Here is a 16,371-nt window from a genome sequence, read left to right on the forward strand (position 1 = left end):
TAACGCTCAGCGACGCTTATTAAAGGCCCGAAAACCATGTAATCTTCCGTATTTTCTTCGGGCTTGACACAGCAGATGGTTCAACGGTCGGCGCACATAACCGCAGAGATGTCGCTTGACGAAGCGACGCGTGAAGCAACTGCCCGTCTCGCTCACTCGCGCCGATACGCGCGGGGAGCGGCGGCCCGCAGGGTGCTGGCTGCCTCGATTGCGTTCGGCTCTATCGCTTTTGCCCAGCGCGCGCTGGCCGACGACAACGCCTGCCACGCCACCGCAGGCGACCCGAACCGGCCGTCGGTCGGCCTCGTGCTATCAGGCGGCGGCGCACGCGGCTACGCCCACCTCGGCGTGCTGAAAGTGCTGGAAGAAAATCGCATTCCCGTCGACTGCATCGCCGCCACCAGCATGGGTGCGGTAGTGGGCGGCCTGTATGCGAGCGGCATGACCGCGAAGGAAATGCAGGACCGCCTCGCGTCGGTCAATCTCGCGGACATCGCATTCGATGTCATCGCCCGGGCCGATCTGCCGCAGGCACGGCGCGAAGACGAGCGCCTGTATGTGAACAGCCTGTCGTTCGGTTTCGGCCTCAATGGCTTCAGGCTGCCGGCCGGGCTCGTGCAGGGCAACCGTCTGCAGGCGTTGCTGCAGGACTGGACCGCGACGGTGCCGGCCAACCAGCCGTTCGACAAACTGCCGATCCCCTACCGCGCGATCGCCACCGATCTGCGCACCGGCCAGATGGTCACGCTCGATCAAGGCTCGCTGCCACTCGCGATCCGCGCGAGCATGGCGCTGCCGGGTCTGTTCGCACCCGCCGATGTGAACGGGCGCACGCTCGTCGATGGTGGACTCGTCAGCAACCTGCCGATCCAGACCGCGCACGATATGGGCGCGAAAGTCGTGATTGCTGTGGACATCGGTTCGCCGCTGCGTCCACTCGATGCACTTGCCTCGCCCGCCGACGTCGCGCAGCAGATGATCGGCATCCTGATCCATCAGAACGTCGCGCTGCAGCGCAAGCAACTGGGTCCGCAGGATGTGCTCGTCGAACCGCAGCTCGGTGCGCTGAGCTTTACCGACTTCGCGAACGCGAGCCAGGCGATCGCTGCGGGCGAAGCTGCCGCGCGTGCCGCGCTGCCGGCGCTCCAGCATCTTGCGCTGTCGCCGCAGCAATACGCGGAGTACCGCGCGGCGCACAACGCTCACCCAGCGGGGCCGATCTACATTACCCAGATCGAGATTGCATCGCCGGGTCGGGTTCCGGAGAAACGCATCCGTGACGCGCTGCATGTGCAACCCGGCGATGTCTACGATCCAGCGGCATTGAACAAGAATCTGCTCAAGCTCACGACCGCCGGCGACTTCGAGAGCGTGTCGCAGCAGATGATCACCGATGGCGATCAACACACACTCATCGTCGATGCCAAAGAAAAATCGTGGGGACCGAATTTCCTGCTGTTCGGCCTCGGGCTGTCGAGCAGCTCCACCGACGAAGGCGGCTTCCGCATGCACGTCGGTTACCGCCGGCCGTGGATCACATCATCGGGGCTCGAAGGGCGGGTCGATGCAACGGTGGGCAGCGATCTGATCAATCTCCACGGGGAAGTGCGCCAGCCGCTGTCGGACAAGTTCGGGTACTACATTGCGCCCTACGTGGGCTTTGAGCGCCGGTACATCAATGTGTACGATACGGACATCAATTTCAGGCTCACCCAGTATCACCAGCAGACGGAACGCGCCGGCCTCGATCTGGGCGTACCGTTGTCGACCTTCGGCGACTTCCGGGTCGGTGTTGAGTACGCGCACGGTTATGGATCTTCCGTCTACAACATCCCGACCGGCGACCCCACGCAACCGGTTTTCTTCTCCAGCTACTACGGGCGGCAGATCAACGCTCACGCACGGCTTGTGGTCGACCAGCTCGACGATCCGCTCTTTCCCCGCAAGGGATACTTCTTCGAAGTGCGTGTAGAACGGTCGCTGCTCGGGGGAAGCAACAACGAGATTACGGACGACAACGACAACCTTGCGTACAGCCGCGCCAACTACACCGAGGTCTACGGTAAGGGACTGGTTGCCGCCAGTTTCGGCCGGCACAGTTTCAGTGGGAGCATCGAAGCCGGCAGCGATTTCGGTGGCCCCAACCAGGTCAATCCGTTCGGCTTTAGCCTGGGCGGCTTCCAGCATCTATCCGCCTACGCGGCCGATCAGCTCGCCGGCAGCACGATGTACTACGGCCAGGTTACCTATATGAATCAGCTCGCAACGTTTAACACGTCGGTGATTCGCGGGCTCTTCGCGGGTGTCAGCCTCGAAGCGGGCAATGTCTGGAATAACAATGCATCGAGCAACAGTCTGGTCGGCGCGGGTAAAGGGCCGCTCAAGCTCGGCGCCACATTCTTTACCAGCCTGACCAGTTCGTTCGGCCCGCTCTACTTTGGTGTCGCAGTGGCGCCAGGTGGGCGATACAACCTCTACTTCCAGCTGGGTCACATCTACTAGGCCAGGCGCGGCGAGTCGCCGCGCCTGGCTTCAGACACTCCCCGCCGGCCAGCTCATTTCGAAGCGCGCACCGGACAACGTAAGCGGATCGGTCACCACAATGCGCCCACGATGCGCGCGCAGCACCTGATGCGTGATCGCGAGCCCGAGACCATAACCGCCGGTCTGTCGATCAAGCCGCACGAACGCGTCGAAGATGCGTTCGCGCTCCTCCTGGGGGATGCCAGCACCATCGTCCTCGACGAAGATCTCGACGTTGCCATGCCGCAGCGCAAGACCGACGATGATCCGCGAACGCGCGTACTTGCTCGCGTTGCGCAGCAGATTGCGCATCGCATACGACATCAGACGCTTGTCCATCGTGACGCGCAGCAGGCGATCGATCTCGACCTGCGCGACGATTTCGCGCCCCGTATAGAGCAGCGTCGCATCGTTGATCTGGCTGTCGAACCAGGCGGCGAGCACCGTCGGTTCGAGATTCGATTGCAGCGAACTGTATTCGAGCCGTGCGTACGTGAGGCTCATGTCGATCAGCTCGTCGAGTTCGGTGACGTCCTGGCCGATGCTCGCCAGCGCGCTTTCGTATTCCGCGGCTGATGCCGGTTCGCGCAGCACTTCCAGCGCAAAACGCACGCGGGCAAGCGGCGTGCGAAGTTCGTGCGAGATGCCGTTGGTGAGTTCGCGCTGCGCGGCGATCAGCCGCTCCATGCGCATGGCGAGCGCGTTCAGCGTACGGGCGAGCGGCCCGATGATCACGCTATGCGATTCGCGTGCACGCGTGTTGAAACGGCCACCGGTGAAATCGATGGCGCGTTCGCGAACCATCACGAGATCGACCCAGACCGGCCGCATCCAGCCGTAGGCGGCAAGCGCCGGCGCACCGAACACGACCAGCGCGACGAGCGTCTCACCGCCGGGCAGCGCGCGCAGCGCATGCCATACAACGTCTACGCCGAGTTCGCGCAGCAGCGCCAGCAGCGGCACGGCGAGCACCAGCAGCCCAAGCAGGAGCAGCCGCGTATAGACGCGGACATAGAGACGCGACCAGCTCGGGACGCGGTCGGCGCGCGTGTCGGTCCACGAGCGGCGAAAGCGCAGCCAGCGCCATTTGCAATATCGGTAGGCAGAGAGTTTTCGCTCGGCGGCAGTCATGGTCACGGACGGCGGGGGTGGCTCGGTGTCGGCGAGCGGACCTGCAACCGCCGGCAACTCCGGCCAGTCACCGCCCGCGCGGCTCACGCTAGCATACCCCCGCGCCGCACGAAATCGACGGTGCGGGCAGCGACAGTGTCGCGCTCGTTGTCGAGCGTGATCATGTGGTAGCTATCGGTGAGGCGCACGAACGTGACGTCGCGTGTGCCAAGATGGTCGCGAACGAATTCGGCGGAGCGGATGCTCGTCACTTCGTCTTCTTCCGAATGCACGACCAGCGTCTCGCATTCGACACGATGCAACGCGCGCCTGACTGCGAAACGCAGCCAGTCCACCTGGGCGATGGCCGCGAGCGGCACGTACGGATAGTGCACGCCGCTGCCCTTCTTCATGTGACGACGGATCAGGTTGCGGATGCGGGTGTTCTTGATGCCGAACGGTTCGTTCTCCGGCACGCGGATCAGGTTGCGCAGACCCGGCACGCAGTACAGCAGATAGCGCAACCACTGCACCGGCGACGCGCTCCAGCCGTCGAGAAAAAGCGGCGGCGACAGCAGGATCAGACGGCCACGTGTGATGCGTTCGCGGGCACACAGCATCAGCGCGAGCAGCGCACCCATCGAGATGCCTGCGACGTCGACGCGTTCATAGCGCGTCGACAGTTCACGGTAGGTCTGGCTCAGCAGCCGCATGTAGTCGCCGAGACTCACGTCGTTCAGCTTGTCCGGCGACGAGCCGTGACCCGGCAGTGACGGCAGGTAAACGTCGCTGCCGGCTTCTTCGAGCTTCCTGTCGAGCGAACCGAAGTCGTGACGCGTACCGCCAAGGCCGTGAATCATCAGGACGGCGTGACGGGAACCAGGAGTGGCGGAGGCGGACATGACACGGGCTTGTAGAGCAATGAAGCCCGGATAGTAGAGAGTCCTCGCGCGCGTGACTGTCGAATTGAGGGGGACTGTGTCGAGTTTTGTCGGGCAGATATTGCGGCGGCGGTCGCCACTACTCCCACGCGATCTTGCTGAACTGATACCCCTTGCTGCGGATCGTCTTGATGCGCTGTGGATTGCTCGCGTCGTCGTGCAGCTTACGGCGCAGTTTGGAAATGCCGCCGTCGATCGTCCGGTCGAGCCCGTCGAATTCGACACCGCGCAGCGCGCGCATCAGGTCATCGCGGCTAACCACTTCGCCGGCATGGCGCGCGAGCACCCACAGCAGGTCGAATTCCGCGGAGGTCAGATCGGGCGTGCTGCCATCCGGCAGCATCACTGAGCGGCTCGCGCGGTTGATCACGAACTTGCCGAACGTGTAGCTATCCGGCTGATTCACAACCTCGGCGGTGCGGCCCGACACGCGGCGCAGTTGCGCCTTGATCCGCGCGAGCAGGATGCGCGGCTCGACCGGCTTGTGCACGTAGTCGTCGGCACCGAATTCGAGGCCCAGCAGTTCGTCGAACTGCTCGTCGCGGGCGGTCACCATGATGATGACGCCGTCGTAGTGTTCGCGCGCCTCGCGGCAGATCTGGAAGCCGTCCTTGCCCGGCAGGTTCACGTCGAGGATCACGAGATCGGGCTGGCGCTTCAGGATGGCAGGCACGGCGTCGTTGCCGTGCAGCACGACGTCGACCTCGTAGCCGTGCTTGCTGAGATAGCCGGCGACGAGTGCGGACAGTCGGTTGTCGTCTTCGACGAGCAGGATCCGGAAAGACATGGGCGAATCGTTCAAGGCTGACTGGGTTCGGAGGCCGGCATGGTTCGCGCTGCCTGGTACCACGGCGCTTATCCGCCACTGCCGCTGCGCGGCGCGAAAACGCGCAGTCGGCGTACATGATACCGGGCCAGACCGGTTGCCGGTTGCCCCGAGTCGGGCGCGACAGCTTAGCGGAGGCTTCTTGCCTGCGCGGCGCACCCCCACAAAACTCGACAATTCTGCGCTCAATTCGACAGCCGCAGGGGGCACGCGTCGCTAGCATCCAGCCCATCGCTACCCCGGGAGGACCACGCGTGACGCCATTTCTGGTCGCAAAACTTGCCGCGTGCTCGCTCTGGATCGGCGATTTCCTGCGTTCGTTCTCGATGATCCGGCACGCCGGGCACAAGCTCTATCCGGACGCCACGCTGTTTCATCGCTGGCGCCGCGTGCGGCTGTGGCTGCGTTCACTCCTCTGGTGGAACGCGACGACGGTCTGGCTCAAGCGTTGCTCGATTTCGCCATTGCGCGAACTCGTCGTCCGTCATCCGGGCGCGCTCGAACGGCCGCACCGGCCGTTCCTGCATGGCGGCTTCAATTCCCGCGAACGGCTCGCCGCGAGCCTCGATCACCAGACGCTAACGTTACAACGCGTGCCGCATCTCGCGCAGCGGATTGCTCGCGAAGGCCACACGGCTATCGCCAGTTTTTCGGTCGGCGCGGAGCGCTGGCACATCACGCTGGAATCGCTCGAGCAGTTCCAGAGGGAAGGCGACTGGACACTCTGTATTCGCGATGCCACTGGAAGGCGTGCCGTGTCGTGCACCTTCAGCCTCGCGTACCTCGGCGGCAAAATGCGGCGAGCGCGCCTGTGCGTCGGCTCGGTACAGGGACCGGACGCCTCGGTGAACGGTCGTGAACTGTTTCGCGCGTTGACGAAGCGCTGGTACGGACTGCGTCCGAAGGTCTTCATCGTCTACCTCGCGCAATGCGTCGCCGCGGGACTGGGGACCGGCGGGACCTTCATCGTCTCGAAGCAGGCGCATATCTATGGCAGCTGGCGCTACGTCCTGCGCAAGCGCCGCGTGGCGGCCGACTACGACGGCCTGTCGCGCGAATGCGGTGCAGTGGCTAGCTGGAACGGCTGGTTCGTGCTCGCGCCGCCGTCCCGCTATGCCTCGCGAACCGACAGTGCGACGGCCGGCAACACGTTGCGGCGCAAGCGCCAGTCGCTACGGGAAGATGTCGCGCGGCAGATTCAGCGCAGCCTGGCGGGCTGAATCCCGCAACACCCTGTACGCAAACAAGCACGCCCCTCGAACCTTACGAAACTTTTTCGATAATTACGTAAAGTTTCATGAAAGGGCACCGTAAACCATAAAAGAGGGTCGGCATCCGGCTTCAATCTACGGATACCGCCCGGAGATCTCGCCGCACACGCACGGAGCTTTGCATGGCCAGCACAACCCCGACTTCCACCGATACCAGCAACCTGCTCGCCCAGGCTGCGCAATCCATCATCAGCGGATCGACCAATTCGTCGCTCGATGTCGACAACCTCGTCAAGGCGCTCGTCACGGCAAAGATCGCCGGCCGCAACGCCCAGATCACCAACAAGCAGACACTCGACAGCACCCAGTTGTCGGCAATCGGCAAGCTGAAGTCGGCGCTGTCCGCCCTGCAAAGCGCGGTCAGCGGCCTCGCCGACGGCTCGGCACTGGCGAAATTCTCGGCGACCGCGAGCGGGAATGGGCTCACCGCGACGACCTCGACCAAGGCAACCGGCGGCAACTATGCGCTCGACATCTCGACGGTTGCGACCGCGCAAAAGCTGTCGTCGAATGCATTTGCCAATGGCACGACGTTCGGCACCGGCACGTTGACGGTGGCCGTGGGTGGCAAGTCGATGGACGTCACGCTCGATGCGTCGAACCATACGCTCGCGGGCGTGGCCGCGGCGATCAACGGTGCATCGAACAATCCCGGGGTAACGGCGACGGTCGTCAATGCCGCCGATGGGCAGCACCTCGTCGTCAGCTCGAAAGCGACGGGTGCGGCGAATACCGTCTCGCTCACGGCAGGCAGCGGTGTGGATGCACGGCTGAATTCGTCGGGTTTCAGGGAAGTGAGCCCGGCACAGGACGCGCAGTTGACGATCGACGGCAACCCGGTCAAAAGCGCGACCAACACCATTTCGGATGCGCTGCCCGGTATGACGATTACGCTCGCGCCCGGTGCGGCCAACACGAAGCAGACCCTGACGGTCGCCGCCGACGACGCCGCGAGCACCACCGCGCTGACCAACTTCGTCACGGCGTACAACGCGTATGTATCGACCGCGCATTCGCTGTCGAGCTATACGCCCAACGCCGCCGCGGGATCGCAGGCGGGCCCGTTGCTTGGCGACGCGATGCTACGCGACGTCACCAATGGTCTCGCGGACACAGTGAGCCGCGGCGTCGCATCGGGTGGCAAGACACATAGCCTGTCGGCGATCGGCATCGATCTGCAGCATGACGGCACGCTCAAACTCGACAACGCGAAGCTGCAAACCGCACTGACCTCGCACGATGGATCGATGGCTGGGTTGTTCAATACGTCGAACGGCATCGGCGCGTCGCTGAACAAGTTCGCGACGAACTACGTGCAGACGAGCGGTCTCATCGACACACGCACACAAGCGCTCAACGCCGATCTCTCCACCCTGCAGGATCAGGCGAAGCAGTTGCAGACCTATTCGACTACGCTGACCTCGCAGTACAACGCGCAGTTCACCGCGCTAAACAAGCTGATGACGACGATGAATAACAACAAGAACTATCTGACGCAGTTGTTTGGCGGCAATAACAATGCGGGTGCGCTTGCGCGGAATAAGTGATGCGCTCGGTTCGCCGGTGTCTTCGCGTTTTTCGATTGATCAGTTTTAGCGCGAGATGATGGCAACGGTCATGGCGGTGTGCGATGTACCGCGCACATCGCCATGACTCTGGTCGAGCTTCTTCAGATCCGCTCGATGGCGAGCGCAATGCCCTGCCCTACGCCGATGCACATCGTGCACAACGCGAAACGTCCGCGCGTGCGCTGCAACTGATACAGCGCGGTCGTGACCAGACGCGCACCGCTCATCCCGAGCGGATGGCCGAGCGCAATCGCGCCGCCATTTGGATTGACGCGAGGATCGTCGTCCGCAACACCGAGCATGCGCAACACCGCGAGTCCTTGCGAGGCGAAGGCTTCGTTGAGTTCGATCACGTCGAACTGATCGATGGTCATGTTCAGGCGCGCGAGCAGTTTCTGCGTCGCGGGTGCCGGGCCGATGCCCATCACGCGCGGTGCAACGCCTGCAGTCGCGAGGCCCAGCACGCGTGCACGCGGCGTGAGGCCGAAGCGTTTCGCGCTCTCCTCGTTGGCGAGCAGCAATGCCGCCGCGCCGTCGTTGACACCCGATGCATTGCCGGCCGTCACCGTGCCGTCGGGACGCACGACGCCCTTCAGCTTCGCGAGCGCCTCGAGACTGGTTTCACGCGGATGCTCGTCTTGTGACACGACTAGCGAATCGCCCTTCTTTTGCGCGATCGTCACCGCGACGATTTCCTGCGCGAGCGTACCGTCGCGCTGCGCACGCGCAGCCTTCTGCTGACTGCGCAACGCAAACGCATCCTGATCGGCCCGGCTCACGCCGTATTCCTGCGCGACGTTTTCGCCGGTTTCGGGCATCGAATCGACGCCGTATTGCTGCTTCATCAGCGGGTTGATGAAACGCCAGCCAATCGTCGTATCGAAGATATTGGCCTCGCGCGAGAACGCGCTGGTCGCCTTGCCCATCACGAACGGCGCGCGGCTCATGCTTTCGACACCGCCTGCGAGCATCAGCGACGTTTCGCCGGACTTGATCGCGCGTGCTGCAATGCCCACCGCGTCCATGCCCGAGCCGCACAGCCGGTTCACCGTCGAGCCCGGCACGGCCTGCGGCAAGCCAGCCAGCAGCAACGACATGCGCGCGACGTTGCGGTTGTCTTCGCCGGCCTGGTTCGCGCAACCGTAGATGACGTCGTCGATGGCGCTCCAGTCGACTTCCTTGTTGCGCTCCATCAGCGCCTTCAACGGCACGGCGCCGAGATCGTCGGGGCGCACCTGCGACAGCGAACCGGCGTAGCGGCCGATCGGCGTACGAATCGCGTCGCACAGAAAAGCTTCGGTCATGAGATGTCTCCAGTTGATGGGCGGCGCACGTCGTCATGCGTTGCCGCGATGAGCGCATGTGAGGCAGCGGCCATGCACGAGTCGCCATGGGCGATAGCGCGTATCGGACGAGGCACGAGCTTAGCGCAAGGCGTTGATAAACAGGTTCAATGTCGATGCAAAAAATGTTCTATATAAGAACATCAAGATCGACTGACGAACATTTAACCCGATGATAGGCGCGGGCAGGAAAGCCTGTCAACCATAGGTACCCGATACCCGAAGCAACCATTCCGCAGAGGAGATGGACCGGAAACACCGAGCCTGACCGGCACGGCGCATTGAGGAATCAGCGGATCTGAATATGCTCGTCGGCTATGTAGGCGCGAATCACGTCGGCGAACGTGCGGTCGCCGGTCAGGCCGAGCCGTTCCGCACGCGCTGTGTCCCACCGCCCAGGCCAGCTACCGACGATTTTCTCTGTACGCGCGTCCGGCTCCCAGACGATCCGCTGCGCGACAGCATCGCCGGCTACTTCGCGAAGCGCCGCGACCATCTCGTCGACGCTCACCGAAATACCCGGCAGATTCAGCGCGCGTTGCGTGCCTAACAACGCTGCATCGATTTCGAGTCCGGCAATCAGGCTCTCGATCGCCTTGCGCGGCGACAGCAGCCACACGCGCGTGCTGCCCGCGACCGGACACACCGCGGTCACGCCATTCAGCGGCTCGCGCACGATTCCGCTCGCAAACGACGACGCCGCCGCATTCGGCTTGCCCGGTCGCACGCTGATAGTCGGCAGCCGCAACACGCGACCATCGATAAAGCCGCGTCGCGTGTAATCGTTTAGCAGCAGCTCTGCGATAGCCTTTTGCGCGCCATACGACGACTGCGGATTCAGCGCGGTATCGTTCTGCACGATCTCGGGAAAATCACCGCCGTAGACCGCAACCGAACTCGTGAACACCACGCGCGGCCGATGTCCGCGTTGACGGCACGTCTCGAGCAGCAGGCGCGACGCATCCAGATTGATCCGCATGCCGAGATCGAAGTCCGCTTCAGCCTGGCCACTGACGATCGCCGCCAGATGGAAGATCGCCGCAGTGCGGTCGTCGATTGCGCGCTCCAGCACGCTGCGCTCCGCGATATCGCCGACTTCCGTGCGCACGCGGCTGTCGTCGTGATGCGCAGCAGGTACGACGTCGAGCAGAACCAGTTCGGTAATCGTCTGCGGCTTACCGTCCGCGTCCTTCAGCGTGCCGCGCGCCAGCAGTTCGCGTGCAAGGCGCTGACCGAGAAAACCCGCGCCACCGGTAATCAATACTTTCATGATCGAGTTCGTCCTTCAGTCAACATGCGTCCCGCAGATACGCCTTGAGCCAACCTAGCCCCGCCGAAGTCCCTGCGCGCGGCCGGTACTCGCAACCGATGTAGCCGTCGTAGCCGAGCGAGTCGATCAGATCGAGCAGGTACGGATAATTCAGTTCGCCGGTGTCCGGTTCGTGACGCTCGGGCACACCGGCAATCTGAATGTGGCCGATGCCAGCCATATCGCGCTTCAACTTCACCGCGAGATCGCCTTCAACAATCTGGCAGTGGTAACAATCGAACTGCACCTTCAGGTTCGGCGCGCCGACCGCCGCGCACACCGATTGCGCATCGTCCTGGCGATTCAGGAAGAAGCCCGGGAAATCGCGTGTATTGATCGGCTCGATGACGATCGTGATGCCTTCGGCCTGTGCCGCATTTGCCGCATAGGCGAGGTTCTGCAAATAGACCTCTCGATGATGTTCGCGCGATTCACCTGCGCCAATCAGACCGGCCATCACATGCAGCTTGCGGTTACCGAGCACACGCGCGTAGCCGAGCGCGGTGTCGATGCCGCGGCGAAATTCGTCTTCGCGTCCCGGTAGCGCCGCGATGCCGCGTTCGCCTGCGGCCCAGTCGCCGGGCGGTGCATTGAAGAGCGCTTGCGTGAGACCGTTTTCGTCGAGACGGGTCTTCAGTTCGGCGGCGGGGAAGTCGTAGGGAAACAGATACTCGACCGCCTTGAAACCGTCTTTAGCCGCGGCGGCGAAACGGTCGGGAAAGGCGTGCTCGGTGTACATCATGGTGAGGTTTGCAGCGAAGCGAAGCATGGGGGCAGCTCCTTTGAAGCGGTGGTATTCGGCGTGTGCAGGTTCAGCGGTTGATCAGTTCCGGCACGAGATCCTGTAGCTGCGATTTGAACCCGGCCACGCGGTCGTCCAGTGTCTGGATCGCCCGTGCGGTTTCGCGCGCTCCGGCAGCACCGATGAAGAAAAAATGATCGCCGTTCATCTCGATGGACAGACGTTGTGGCGCGCCGCGGACCAGATCGATCAATGCGAGCCAGCGGGCACGCGGCATTGCGTTCAGATCGACTTTGCTGGCTTCGATCGTGGCCTGAATCGACTCGGATGTGATGCCTGTGCCGGTGCTGGCGGGCTGGATTGGGGAGAGTGCGGTGACCGGTATCGTTCCAGCCCAGGCGCTTGCGGTAAAGAGGGCGGGGGCGAGTAGCGCGGCGATCAGTTTGCGGGCTCGTGTCGATCGCTGGTTAGTCGATGATCCGGTGTGCCGTGTGGGAACGCTTGAAGGGTGCATGGTTTCCTCCTGTACGGTGACTACGGACAGATACAGATCGATATCCTCTTTCGTCACTCACCGAGAAAAGGCACACACCTTTGTCAGCACGCTCCTTCTCTTTTGTCTCTGGAATACCTCTTACCAGCTACCGAAAGCGCTGCGTGCCTCTCCTACACAGCAATAACCAGGTCGGTGTACTTCGACAGGTGACCATCCGCAGTCACCAGACGTAACGGTTCCGACAAAGCCTGCGCCACCAGAAGCCGGTCAAACGGATCGCGGTGAATATCGGGCAGATCACGAACCATCGCCGCGTGGACCGCCCGCACTGGCAGTTCCGAAAAACCGCTCGCTTCGATCTCTGACACCAACTGGTTCACATCGACATGGAGCTTACCAAGACCGGCCTTGATCGACGCCTCCCAGATACTCGCGCTACTGATGAAAACTTCGTCGGCATCCAGTATTAGCTTGCGCGCCGCTTTGGTCAGCTTGCGGTCGTCCGAGACCGACCAGAGGAAAACGTGCGTGTCGAGAAGCAGGCGCATTAACGGCCCTCGAATGCCGCGATCACATCATCGGGCAACGGTGCATCGAAGTCTTCCGCAATGCGCACCTTGCCTTTCAAGCCGCCAAACCGACGCGCCACCTTGACCTCCGCCATTGGCACCAGCCGCGCGGCAGGTATGCCGGCCTTGGCAATAATAATTTCTTCCCCGCTGGCTGCCGCATCGACCAGGCGGGAAAACTGGGTCTTCGCTTCGTGAATATTGACCGTCCGCATCGCCGCTCCCAATGAAGTTAGTCCATGTTAGTCCACTTTGATTCATCGGTCAATTTGTGAACCGGCATCTCGTAGAAGCTGCACGAGACTCGGAAACAGACCGCAACATCAAAAGCTATCGCTTTCGTGCAGCCCCTGGGTGTTAACAGCGAAAATCAGCACCGGCTTGACGACCAGGTTTCCCCTCGCTAGGCTTTCACCCCTACAGCGTTGCAAGCCGCTTCCGGGCCCGCGGAAAGGGTTGAACCCACTTGTGTTGATCGAGGACAGCAGCCAGAACCTTTGTGCCGCCGGCATTGCGGGCCTTCGGCGATCTCATGCACGGAGGTTTTCATGCAACTGTTGCCCCAGCATCCCAATCTCGAGCATCTGAAGAAGCAAGCCAAAGAGCTGCTTCGTCTCTACAGAGCCGGCGATAGCGACGCGATCGCGCGGTTCACACGCAGTCTCCCATCCGCCAGAAACCAGCGCCCTGAAGATGCTTCGTCGGCGCCACTGCGTTTGCACGATGCCCAGTCCTGCATTGCGCGCGAATACGGCTTTCTCTCGTGGGCCGGCCTCGCGGATCATGTCGAGGCGCTGCGGTTGCGGCAGGACGCGCCAGCGGTCCGTTTGAGTCGCTGGCTTGCGCTGGTATACGGCGGCGATGTGACGGGCAGCCCCGGTCTCGCCCGGCCTCCCCTCGCCGCCCGCATCCTGCGCGAGCATCCCGATCTCGCAGGCGGCGACCCTTATGTCGCCTGTGCGATCGGGGACGAAGCTCAATTGCACCATGCAACCGCAGCCGATCCGGAATGGGTCAATCGCCCTGGCGGCCCGTTAAAACTGCCGCCGCTCGTCGCGATCACGCATTCCCACCTGGCCCAGTTGCCGGAGTTCCACGACCGGCTGTACCGAAGCGCACAATACCTGTTGCAGGCCGGTGCCGATCCGAACCAGAAAATCGGCAACCGGTACTCACCGGCGTCGCTGGCAACCCCTGACGAAAACGGACCTCTGTCCGCGTTGTACGGCGCCGCTGGGGTCAACCGCGATCCTGCGTTGACAGCACTGTTACTCGATGCCGGTGCCGATCCCAACGATGGCGAGTCGCTATATCACTCGCTGGAGAACCCTGAGTGCACCCGTCTGTTGCTGCTAAACGGCGCCCACGTCACGGGAACCAACGCGCTGCGCCGCTCGCTCGACATGGCGCACGCCGAGGCACTCGAACTCCTGCTCGCCCACGGTGGCGATGCCAACGAGCCCGCCAGCGGCCCACCGACCAGCGACTGGGGAGCACCATTGCTACGCGCCATCGCACTGCGACGCTCGCCTCGGCATATCGAGGCATTGCTGGCCGCCGGCGCCGATCCCTCCGCATGCACACCCAACGGCATCAGCGCATACAGACTCGCGCTGCAAGTCGGCATGCCGGAGGTAGCTGGCGTATTGAGTCGCGCAGGCGCGGCAGAGCCGCTTTCCCTCGATGAGCAGTTCGTCGCCGCCTGCGCGCGCGCCGACGCTGCCGAGGCACGCCGCATCAAGGCGCTACGTCCCGATCTACCCGGCTCGTTGCAAGAGGCACAGTTGCGCCTGCTGCCCGACACCATCGCCTGGGGATCGTCTGAAGCGGCCGTTCGCGTGATGGTCGAGCTTGGCTGGCCGATTGCCACGCCCGGCGGCGACTGGGGAGCATCGGCGTTGAACCAGGCGGTCTTTCACGGCAACGCAGATCTGGCCGGATTCCTGCTAGCCCACGGCGCAAGCTGGCAAGAAAAACATGGTTACGGCGATAACGTAATCGGCACACTGTCCTGGGCGTCGATCAACGAGCCGGACGCGGACGGCGACCTGGCCGCCTGCGCCCGCGCGCTGCTCGCGCATGGCATGCCGGCAGCGCAGCGCGATCCGGGCAATCCCGAGCTTGTGCTGATTGCCGGTCGTAGAGCGCGGTTCTCCGAGGAGATCACGAACATCCTGCTCGAAGCGGGCTGAAGCACCAGGGATCATTCCGGCCGATGATCACGGGCAGGACTGCGTTGAGTCACCGTTCGCATACGCCACGTCGAACGTAGTTCTGCCATCTCCGTGTCGATTTAGCGCATTCCCATTCGTCGTAGCAACAGGAGCACCGAAACTCACAGCAAACCCCCAGCAAAACCCGCACCGCAACCCGACGAACGGAGCGCCCCATGCCCCAGCAACACGACAAACCGCTTTCAACCGATCCGGTCAGCCCTTCGGACGGCCGGTATCGCTGGACCATCGTCGGCGCCGGTGCGGTCATGACGTGCGTCGCGATCGGCGCGATGTTCTCGCTGGCGATCTTCCTGCAACCGATCTCCGCGGATACCGGCTGGTCCCGCGCGGGCATCTCGAGCGGCATGACGCTCAACTTCATCGTGATGGGCGTGAGCGGATTCGGCTGGGGCGCAGCCAGCGACCGCATCGGCGCGCGGCCCGTCGTGCTGACCGGCGCGGTGTTGCTCGGCGTCGCGCTTGCGCTCGCGAGCCGCGCCACCTCGTTGCTCCAGTTCCAGCTCACGTACGGCATCCTCGTCGGGCTCGCGGCCAGCGCCTTCTTCGCACCGATGATGGCGATCACGTCGAAATGGTTCGACCGTCAGCGCAGTCTCGCGGTGTCGCTGGTTTCGGCGGGCATGGGGGTCGCGCCGATGACCGTCTCGCCGTTCGCGCGCTGGCTGGTGTCTGCTTACGACTGGCGGACCGCGATGCTGTCGATTGGCGTGCTCGCGTGCGTGATCCTGATTCCGGCCGCGCTGCTGGTGCGCCAACCGCCTGCCGCCGCCGATGCTGCTGCGGCCACGGCCGACAACAACATGCCCGCCCACCACGCCGACGCCGCAGGAATGCGCGTCTTCGATGCGCTGCGCAGCCGCCAGTTTCTTGCCCTAGGACTCGCCTACTTCGCCTGCTGCGCCGCCCACTCGGGGCCGATCTTCCACATGGTGAGCTACGCGATCCTGTGCGGCATTTCACCGATGGCGGCGGTCAGCATCTACAGTGTGGAGGGACTATCGGGGCTGGGAGGGCGCCTGCTGCTCGGCGTGCTCGCGGACCGGTTCGGCGCGAAACGCGTGCTCGTTGCAGGCCTGCTGATACAGGCGCTGGTGATCAGCGGCTATCTGTTCGCGCATCGTCTCGAGCAGTTCTATTCGCTTGCGCTGGTTTTCGGCGCGGCGTACGGCGGCGTGATGCCGCTCTACGTCGTGCTCGCGCGCGAATATTTCGGCACGCGGATTATCGGCACGGTGCTCGGTGCCGCGACGATGCTATCGAGTCTGGGGATGGCGCTAGGGCCGGTTCTCGGTGGATTAATCTTCGATCTGTCCGGGCGCTATACGTGGCTCTATATTGGATCGTCGATTGTTGGGCTGGGCGCAGTGGGCATTGCGTGCGCGTTTTCGCCGGTGCCGCGACGGCAGGCGCCGGCGTCGCTCGCGTGAGGTTGCAGA

Annotated in this window: 14 protein-coding genes; 5 read left to right on the forward strand and 9 right to left on the reverse strand. The window is 63.3% G+C overall.

Annotated elements, in window-relative coordinates:
- Positions 1-108: 108 nt before the first annotated feature.
- Positions 109-2,502 (forward strand): patatin-like phospholipase family protein, encoded by a 2,394-nt coding sequence (locus BWP39_RS24550; protein ID WP_207557079.1) that lies wholly within the window; start codon positions 109-111, stop codon positions 2,500-2,502.
- A 30-nt stretch (positions 2,503-2,532) separates the two neighbouring features.
- Here the strand turns inward: BWP39_RS24550 and BWP39_RS24555 are convergent, their stop codons facing one another.
- The 3 genes from BWP39_RS24555 to BWP39_RS24565 form a co-directional block, all read right to left on the reverse strand.
- A complete protein-coding gene (locus BWP39_RS24555) occupies positions 2,533-3,654 on the reverse strand; it encodes an ATP-binding protein (RefSeq protein WP_096726150.1) in 1,122 nt (373 codons plus the stop codon).
- An 83-nt stretch (positions 3,655-3,737) separates the two neighbouring features.
- Positions 3,738-4,535: an alpha/beta hydrolase gene (locus BWP39_RS24560; RefSeq protein ID WP_096724870.1), complete on the reverse strand. Its 798-nt coding sequence runs from the start codon at positions 4,533-4,535 to the stop codon at positions 3,738-3,740.
- Between the two features lie 118 nt (positions 4,536-4,653).
- A complete protein-coding gene (locus BWP39_RS24565) occupies positions 4,654-5,361 on the reverse strand; it encodes a response regulator (protein ID WP_096724871.1) in 708 nt (235 codons plus the stop codon).
- Positions 5,362-5,654: 293 nt separating this feature from the next.
- On the opposite strand from BWP39_RS24565, the gene BWP39_RS24570 reads away from it, so the two are divergent.
- Both BWP39_RS24570 and fliD read left to right on the forward strand, forming a co-directional pair.
- Positions 5,655-6,620 carry a DUF535 family protein gene (locus tag BWP39_RS24570; RefSeq protein WP_157915178.1) on the forward strand — a complete coding sequence of 322 codons (966 nt, stop codon included), beginning with the start codon at positions 5,655-5,657 and terminating at the stop codon, positions 6,618-6,620.
- Between the two features lie 173 nt (positions 6,621-6,793).
- A complete protein-coding gene (gene fliD / locus BWP39_RS24575; RefSeq protein WP_096724873.1) occupies positions 6,794-8,218 on the forward strand; it encodes a flagellar filament capping protein FliD in 1,425 nt (474 codons plus the stop codon).
- A 122-nt stretch (positions 8,219-8,340) separates the two neighbouring features.
- Here the strand turns inward: fliD and pcaF are convergent, their stop codons facing one another.
- The 6 genes from pcaF to BWP39_RS24605 all read right to left on the reverse strand — a co-directional run bounded on the left by pcaF (position 8,341) and on the right by BWP39_RS24605 (position 12,913).
- Positions 8,341-9,543 carry a 3-oxoadipyl-CoA thiolase gene (pcaF, locus tag BWP39_RS24580; RefSeq protein WP_096724874.1) on the reverse strand — a complete coding sequence of 401 codons (1,203 nt, stop codon included), beginning with the start codon at positions 9,541-9,543 and terminating at the stop codon, positions 8,341-8,343.
- Between the two features lie 328 nt (positions 9,544-9,871).
- Positions 9,872-10,852, reverse strand: coding sequence for a D-erythronate dehydrogenase (gene denD / locus BWP39_RS24585; RefSeq protein ID WP_096724875.1), 981 nt, complete (start codon positions 10,850-10,852; stop codon positions 9,872-9,874).
- A gap of 19 nt (positions 10,853-10,871) precedes the next feature.
- Positions 10,872-11,660, reverse strand: a complete 789-nt coding sequence (otnI, locus tag BWP39_RS24590) for a 2-oxo-tetronate isomerase (RefSeq protein ID WP_096724876.1) — start codon at positions 11,658-11,660, stop codon at positions 10,872-10,874.
- A 43-nt stretch (positions 11,661-11,703) separates the two neighbouring features.
- A complete protein-coding gene (locus BWP39_RS24595; RefSeq protein WP_133116926.1) occupies positions 11,704-12,147 on the reverse strand; it encodes a hypothetical protein in 444 nt (147 codons plus the stop codon).
- Between the two features lie 152 nt (positions 12,148-12,299).
- A complete protein-coding gene (locus BWP39_RS24600) occupies positions 12,300-12,677 on the reverse strand; it encodes a type II toxin-antitoxin system VapC family toxin (RefSeq protein WP_096724878.1) in 378 nt (125 codons plus the stop codon).
- Positions 12,677-12,913: a type II toxin-antitoxin system Phd/YefM family antitoxin gene (locus BWP39_RS24605; protein WP_096724879.1), complete on the reverse strand. Its 237-nt coding sequence runs from the start codon at positions 12,911-12,913 to the stop codon at positions 12,677-12,679. Before BWP39_RS24605 ends, BWP39_RS24600 begins: the two co-directional genes overlap by 1 nt.
- Positions 12,914-13,246: 333 nt before the next feature.
- Here BWP39_RS24605 and BWP39_RS24610 point away from each other — a divergent pair, with 333 nt between their 5' ends.
- Positions 13,247-14,890, forward strand: a complete 1,644-nt coding sequence (locus BWP39_RS24610) for a hypothetical protein (RefSeq protein ID WP_096724880.1) — start codon at positions 13,247-13,249, stop codon at positions 14,888-14,890.
- Positions 14,891-15,087: 197 nt separating this feature from the next.
- Positions 15,088-16,362, forward strand: coding sequence for an MFS transporter (locus tag BWP39_RS24615; protein ID WP_096724881.1), 1,275 nt, complete (start codon positions 15,088-15,090; stop codon positions 16,360-16,362).
- Positions 16,363-16,371: the final 9 nt, after the last annotated feature.

Origin of the sequence: Paraburkholderia acidicola (assembly GCF_002362315.1) — a bacterium.
GTDB lineage: Bacteria > Pseudomonadota > Gammaproteobacteria > Burkholderiales > Burkholderiaceae > Paraburkholderia > Paraburkholderia acidicola.

Bases quoted from the DNA above. Each gene is read 5' to 3' on its own strand.
- BWP39_RS24560 (WP_096724870.1), bottom strand. From the start codon at position 4,535: ATGTCCGCCTCCGCCACTCCTGGTTCCCGTCACGCCGTCCTGATGATT.
- BWP39_RS24595 (WP_133116926.1), bottom strand. From the start codon at position 12,147: ATGCACCCTTCAAGCGTTCCCACACGGCACACCGGATCATCGACTAAC.
- BWP39_RS24610 (WP_096724880.1), top strand. From the start codon at position 13,247: ATGCAACTGTTGCCCCAGCATCCCAATCTCGAGCATCTGAAGAAGCAA.
- otnI (WP_096724876.1), bottom strand. From the start codon at position 11,660: ATGCTTCGCTTCGCTGCAAACCTCACCATGATGTACACCGAGCACGCC.
- fliD (WP_096724873.1), top strand. From the start codon at position 6,794: ATGGCCAGCACAACCCCGACTTCCACCGATACCAGCAACCTGCTCGCC.
- BWP39_RS24605 (WP_096724879.1), bottom strand. From the start codon at position 12,913: ATGCGGACGGTCAATATTCACGAAGCGAAGACCCAGTTTTCCCGCCTG.
- BWP39_RS24550 (WP_207557079.1), top strand. From the start codon at position 109: ATGTCGCTTGACGAAGCGACGCGTGAAGCAACTGCCCGTCTCGCTCAC.
- pcaF (WP_096724874.1), bottom strand. From the start codon at position 9,543: ATGACCGAAGCTTTTCTGTGCGACGCGATTCGTACGCCGATCGGCCGC.
- BWP39_RS24555 (WP_096726150.1), bottom strand. From the start codon at position 3,654: ATGACTGCCGCCGAGCGAAAACTCTCTGCCTACCGATATTGCAAATGG.
- BWP39_RS24615 (WP_096724881.1), top strand. From the start codon at position 15,088: ATGCCCCAGCAACACGACAAACCGCTTTCAACCGATCCGGTCAGCCCT.
- BWP39_RS24565 (WP_096724871.1), bottom strand. From the start codon at position 5,361: ATGTCTTTCCGGATCCTGCTCGTCGAAGACGACAACCGACTGTCCGCA.
- denD (WP_096724875.1), bottom strand. From the start codon at position 10,852: ATGAAAGTATTGATTACCGGTGGCGCGGGTTTTCTCGGTCAGCGCCTT.
- BWP39_RS24600 (WP_096724878.1), bottom strand. From the start codon at position 12,677: ATGCGCCTGCTTCTCGACACGCACGTTTTCCTCTGGTCGGTCTCGGAC.